7 protein-coding genes are annotated in these 5481 nt (G+C 66.2%); 2 read left to right on the top strand and 5 right to left on the bottom strand.

Annotation, left to right across the window (positions count from 1 at the left end):
* The first annotated feature begins 14 nt into the window (after positions 1-14).
* Both Q1V87_RS08000 and Q1V87_RS07995 read left to right on the top strand, forming a co-directional pair.
* Positions 15-161 carry a GMC oxidoreductase gene (locus Q1V87_RS08000; protein WP_300591629.1) on the top strand — a complete coding sequence of 49 codons (147 nt, stop codon included), beginning with the start codon at positions 15-17 and terminating at the stop codon, positions 159-161.
* 65 nt (positions 162-226) lie between these two features.
* Positions 227-859, top strand: coding sequence for a LysE family translocator (locus tag Q1V87_RS07995; RefSeq protein ID WP_292712833.1), 633 nt, complete (start codon positions 227-229; stop codon positions 857-859).
* 187 nt (positions 860-1046) lie between these two features.
* On the opposite strand, the gene add is transcribed toward Q1V87_RS07995, so the two are convergent.
* The 5 genes from add to Q1V87_RS07970 all read right to left on the bottom strand — a co-directional run.
* Positions 1047-2096: an adenosine deaminase gene (gene add / locus Q1V87_RS07990; RefSeq protein ID WP_300591627.1), complete on the bottom strand. Its 1050-nt coding sequence runs from the start codon at positions 2094-2096 to the stop codon at positions 1047-1049.
* A complete protein-coding gene (locus Q1V87_RS07985) occupies positions 2093-2710 on the bottom strand; it encodes an XRE family transcriptional regulator (protein ID WP_300591626.1) in 618 nt (205 codons plus the stop codon). Before Q1V87_RS07985 ends, add begins: the two co-directional genes overlap by 4 nt.
* Complete coding sequence (locus Q1V87_RS07980) at positions 2707-3741, bottom strand: adenosine deaminase (RefSeq protein ID WP_300591625.1); 1035 nt, start codon at positions 3739-3741, stop codon at positions 2707-2709. Before Q1V87_RS07980 ends, Q1V87_RS07985 begins: the two co-directional genes overlap by 4 nt.
* 7 nt (positions 3742-3748) lie before the next feature.
* Complete coding sequence (locus tag Q1V87_RS07975; protein WP_300591623.1) at positions 3749-4630, bottom strand: ABC transporter permease; 882 nt, start codon at positions 4628-4630, stop codon at positions 3749-3751.
* Between the two features lie 2 nt (positions 4631-4632).
* Positions 4633-5481 (bottom strand): ABC transporter permease subunit (locus Q1V87_RS07970; RefSeq protein ID WP_366945418.1); only part of this gene is annotated, 849 nt, incomplete at its 5' end.

Below are 5481 nucleotides of genomic sequence, written 5' to 3'. Positions count from 1 at the left end.
CCGACGAGCTGGCCGTGGTCGACCTCGGGCTGCGTGTGCGAGGACTCGAGGGCCTCTGGGTCGCGGATGCCTCGGTCATGCCGATCATCCCGACCGCGAATACGCAGGCCCCGACCGTCGCGATCGCCGAGCGCGCCGCCGAGTTGGTGGTCGCCGGGTGAGGTGTGACCCACCTCGTCCACGCGGGCGTACTCCGCACGAAACACCGGCGCGATAGCGTTCGTACATGATCCCGATCGAGAACCTGCTGACGTTCATGCTGACGTCATTGGTGATCATCGTGATCCCCGGGCCGAGCGTGCTGTTCGTCATCGGACGCGCCATCGCTCTCGGCCGCCGCGCCGGTGTGCTCAGCGTCGTCGGCAACGCGCTCGGCACGATCCCCGCGATCATCGCTGTCGCGTTCGGGGTGGGGGCGATCGTCGCGTCGTCGGTCGTCGCGTTCACCGTGATCAAGATCGTCGGTGCGCTCTACCTCGTCTACCTCGGCATCCAGGCGATCCGCCACCGTCATGCCCATATCCCCGGCATCCAGCAGCGCCCCGCACGCACCCGCACGCTCCTGGCCGAAGGCTTCATCGTCGGGCTCACCAACCCGAAGACGATCGCCTTCTTCGTCGCAGTGCTCCCGCAATTCGTCGACCCGGCGACGGGCCCGGTGTGGGTGCAACTCCTGCTGCTCGGACTCGTCTTCGAGGCGCTGGCGCTGGCATCCGACAGCATCTGGGCGCTTGCCGCGGGCACCGCACGCGCATGGTTCGCTCGCTCGCCCCGGCGCATCTCGACGCTCTCCGCGACCGGCGGCGTGATGATGATCGGCCTCGGCGGCGCGCTCGCGCTCACCGGTTCGAAGTCCTGACCGCGACAGGGTCGGCATCCGCGTTCAGTCGCGCCTCCATGTCACTCGACACGCCAGCCACCCGCAATACGGCGCGACCGAAATGAAGCACCCTCAGATCAGTCGCGCCTTCATGACACTCGACACGCCAGCCACCCGCAATACGGCGCGACCGAAATGAAGGCGCGGGTTCGCAGGGCAACGGATGCTAGGCGGTAGCCGTGTCCAGTGCGGCATCCAGCGCGAGGAAGGCTCCCCGGAACTCCGCGCGGAGCCGCTCCTTCTGAGCGTCATCACAGAACGCGGCATCGATGCCGTTGAGGGCGATCTGCTTGGCTTCCTCGGGGGTCACGCCCATGAGGCGTAGTCCCTCGGTGTACTCCCTGCCGATGTCGGTGCGAAAGAACATCGCGTCGTCGGTCGAGACGTTCACGGCAAGGCCTTCATCGATCATGCGACGGATGCGGTGATCGGTGTCGATCGTCCACCCCGAGCAGATCGTCGTCGACAGCGGCGTCGCAGCGAACCCGATACCGCGGTCGCGGGCCAGCGCGACGATCTCCGGGTCCTCCACAATGCGATACCCGTGGTCGAGCCGGTCGCAGCCGAGGTCTTCGATCGCGACGCGGACGGCATCCGGGGTCGCGTGATCGGTCTCGCCAACGTGCGCCGTCAACAGAAAGCCGTGTTCGCGAGCCAGCGCGTAAGCCTCGATGAACCGCCCCGGGTCCTCCGTGTTCTCGGGAGTCAGATCGTCCTGCCCGAGACCCACCACCTCGGGGCGCGGGTGCGCGATCATCTCGCGCACGAGATCGACGGCGGATGCCGCGTCAGCTCGGCGATTGATCGCGACGACGACTCGGAAGCCGACGCCGAAGTCCTTCTCGGCGCGCGCCAGCCCCGCGATGATCGGGTCGATCACCTCGGCATAGCTGAGGCCGCGATCGGCGAAGTACTGGGGGTTCACGTAGTACTCGCGGTAGCGCAGATTGCCGTCGGCGACGGCTGACGCCACCCCGTCGTAGGCGACGCGCTCGAAGTCCGACGGGTCGCGCAGCACATCATGCGCGAAACGGAATGCAACGAGAAAGTCCACCAGATCGGCGAAGTCGAACAGCTTCTCGGGGTCGGTGGTCGGCAGCTCGACACCGTGCTTCTCGGCAAGCTCGATGAACAGCACGGCGCTCATCGTCGACGCGAAGTGACAGTGCAACTCGGTCTTCGGCAGCAGGCGCAGATAGTCGGCGTATGAGATCACGCGGGCACCTCTCCAGACGTGCGAGGCGCCGTTCGCCCCGGAACCTGTTTCACCACGAGCAGTCGGTAGGGCTTCCCGTCAGCTGACCACCACCGGTGGGTGGTGCCGCCGGTGTAGTAGACGGATGCCCCCGGGTCGAGATCGCACGTCTGATCGCCGAGCTCGATGCGCACGTGGCCTTCGATCACGTAAAGGAACTCGTCTTCGGCGTGGACGAATCGTTCGCCCGGCTCGAGGCTGTCGGAGACGACCTCCATCGGATGGAACGTGCGCGCGCGCTGCGCCAGCATCCTGGCCGTCCCCGACGCGAAGCCCTCGGGGATCTCCCCTTCACCGGGGCGGCTCACCTCGACGAAAGGCCCCGACTCGTCTGGTGCGTCTGCGGCCGCGATGAGCTCGATCGGGCTGGTCTCCAGCGCGATCGCGATTCGCCGGAGCGACCCCAGGCTCGGCTGGGCGAGCCCGCGCTCGAGCTGGCTGAGGAACGGATGCGAGAGTTCGGTGCGCTCGGCCAGTTGCACGAGGGTCAGGCCGCGGGTCTTGCGCAGCATCCGGATGTGGCTTCCCAGACGAGCGCCTGCTGCACGCTCGTCGAGACCGTCGGGCATGCTCATGCGGCTGAGCGTACTCCGGCGGCACTCGCGTACTCATCGATCCGTGCGAGGTAGGCGGACCGGCGCGCGGGAGTGAGCCACGAGGCGTGGAACGAGTTGCGGGCGAGCTCCACGAGATCGGATGCCGAAAGCCCTGCCTGATCTGCAAGCGCGACGTAGTTGTCACCGACGTAACCGCCGAAGTAGGCGGGGTCGTCGGAGTTGATGGTCACTCGCACACCGGCGCGAAGTAGCGAGACGATCTCATCGGACTTCATCTGCTCGGTGACGAAGGAGTTCGATACCGGGCAGCAGGTGAGGCCGATGCCGCGCTCGAGCACTGTCGCGACGAGCGTGGGATCTTCGACGATGTTGGTGCCGTGGTCGATGCGGTCGACGCCGAACTCCAGCGCTTGTCGGATGTGCTCGATTGACCCGGGCTGGTCGATGTCGCAGTGCATCGTGACGAGGAACCCTTCGGCCCGTGCCCGCTCGAACACTGCCGCGAACTTCGCGGGCGGGTTGTCGCGCTCGTCAGAGTCGAGGCCCACGCCGACGATCCAGTGCCGATACGGCAGTGCTTCGAGCAGTGTCGACATCGCGTGCTCGGCCGAGAGATCGCGCAGGAAGCACAAGATCAGCTCCGCCGAAATGCCGAGCTCAGCCTGAGCGCGCACGATCGCTCGCCGATAGCCACCGATCACCGTCCCGAACGGGATGCCTCTACCGGTGTGCGCCTGCGGATCGAAGAACAGTTCGGCGTGCACAACGCCTTGCTCCTGCGCTTTCAGCAGATACGCCCAGGCGAGGTCATGGAAGTCGTCAGCGGTCTGCAGCACACCCATCGCGGGGTAGTACACCGCGAGAAAGCTCGTGAGATCGGTGAAGTCATACGCAGCCTTCACGGCTGCGACATCGCTATAGGGCAGGGTCAGGCCGTTGCGCTTCGCGAGCGCGAACATCATCTCCGGCTCGAGCGTGCCCTCGAGGTGGAGGTGCAGCTCGGCCTTCGGAAGCCCGCGGGCAAAGCTCGCCAGCTCGGGTGGTGCCATGGTGCGCTCAGATGCCCTTCTGCGGGTGCATCGCCATGCGTGCCAGCACGACATCCTCGACGATCTGGATGAGGTTGTAGAGCACGAGGGATGCAGCGGTGACCGCCACGACGGATGCCCACAGCGCTGCGAACTGCGCCTGCGGGATGAATCCGCCGATCGATCCACCAATACCGCCGCCGACCGCGAGCCATTCGGCAAGCAGCGCTCCGGTGATGGCACCGGGAACCGAGATGCGCACGGCGGCGAAGAAGGCGGGAAGCGAGGAGGGGAAGGCGACCTTGCGGAGCTTCGTGAAGGAGCCACCGCCGTAGACATCCACGAGGTCGTTCATCATCGGCGGCGCGGACTTGAGGCCGAACGAGATGTTCACGAGAGCCGGGAAGAGTACGACGATGCCACCGATGACGGCCACCGTCCAAAAGTCACGGCCGAAGATCAGGATGATGACCGGTGCCATCGCGATCAGCGGCACCGATCGCAGCAGCATCGCGACCGGCATCAGAGCGTGCTCGATGCCCTTGTTCAGTTCGAACGCGATAGCCGCGACGAGAGCGACGACGAGGCCCGCAACGAACCCGATCGCGGCATCCCCGAGGGTGACCGCGAGGTTGCCCATGAGCATCGCGCGGTTGGCTTCGGCGGCCGGGACGGTGAACAGGTAGTTCCAGACGTCGACCGGGCCCTTGGCGATCAGGGGTGAAAGCTGCAGCGCCCAGAGCAGCCCGACCCAGATCACCAGAACGGCAACGATCGTCAGGACGAAGGTGAGAGTCGACCAGCCCAGGGCCCGAAGCACCGCACGGGTGGATTGGGCGCGCAGCTTGGCGTTGAGCTTCGCCGCTTCGGTCTGGACGTCGGTAGCCCCGGTGAGTGTGATTTGCGCCATCGTCAACGTCCCTTCGACCAGGGGGCGATCGCCTTGGCGATCCACCCGACGAGCGCGAACCCGAGAAGCGCGACGCCGCCGCTGAGAAGCGCCAGCGCCCATACCTGCGGTCCATTCGAGGCCTGCTGGGCGAGGATCATCGCGAGACCCACGCCGACCTCGATCTTGCCGAAGAACTCACCGAGCACTGCGCCAAGGAAGGCGGCGGGAACCGCGATCTGCAGCGCGCTGAGCGTGGCGGGGAGCGCCGCGATCAGGCGCACTTTCAGGAGCTGGGTGAGCTTCGACCCGCCATAGACCGTGACCAGGTCGAGGCTCGACTTGTCGGCCGACTTCAAGCCGAGAAGTGCGCCGACGACAGTCGTGAAGAACACCGACAAAGCAGCGAGCAGGATAGCGGTGCCACTCGGTTCGCCGACCTTGGGGGGAGTGATGACGATGACCGCGAGCATGCCGATCGCAACGATCGGGATGCAGTACGTGAGGATCGCGAGCTGCATCGCGAGCCCCTCGAGCCGAGGCACGAGGAGAACGAACGCGGACAGCAAGAGTGCCAGACCGTTGCCCCAGAGGTAGCCGATGCCTGCCTCGGCGAGGGTCACCGCAAAGTTGTTGAGGTAGTACTGCGGCCCCGTCTCGATCATGACCTGGATGACCTGGAACGGCGTGGGAATCGCGCTGGCACCGGAGGGCCCGACGTTCGAGAACACGGTGGCTGCCAGGATCCACCACAGCAGGATGATGCCGATGCCACCGATGACCCCGATCACCCACGGGGGAAGACGGAAGTCCTCCCACTCGATCGCGCGCCCGCGCGTGGGGTTCTCAGTGGTCATCCGCCGCTGCTCCTC

Origin of the sequence: Microbacterium sp. (genome assembly GCF_030149085.1) — a bacterium.
In the GTDB taxonomy this organism is placed as follows: domain Bacteria; phylum Actinomycetota; class Actinomycetes; order Actinomycetales; family Microbacteriaceae; genus Microbacterium.
Note: the sequence above shows the minus strand (reverse complement) of the source record. Positions and strands in the feature narration are given on the sequence as shown.

Coding starts and splice junctions, on each gene's coding strand:
- Q1V87_RS07995 (WP_292712833.1), top strand. CDS start 227: ATGATCCCGATCGAGAACCTGCTGACGTTCATGCTGACGTCATTGGTG.
- Q1V87_RS07985 (WP_300591626.1), bottom strand. CDS start 2,710: ATGAGCATGCCCGACGGTCTCGACGAGCGTGCAGCAGGCGCTCGTCTG.
- Q1V87_RS07980 (WP_300591625.1), bottom strand. CDS start 3,741: ATGGCACCACCCGAGCTGGCGAGCTTTGCCCGCGGGCTTCCGAAGGCC.
- Q1V87_RS07975 (WP_300591623.1), bottom strand. CDS start 4,630: ATGGCGCAAATCACACTCACCGGGGCTACCGACGTCCAGACCGAAGCG.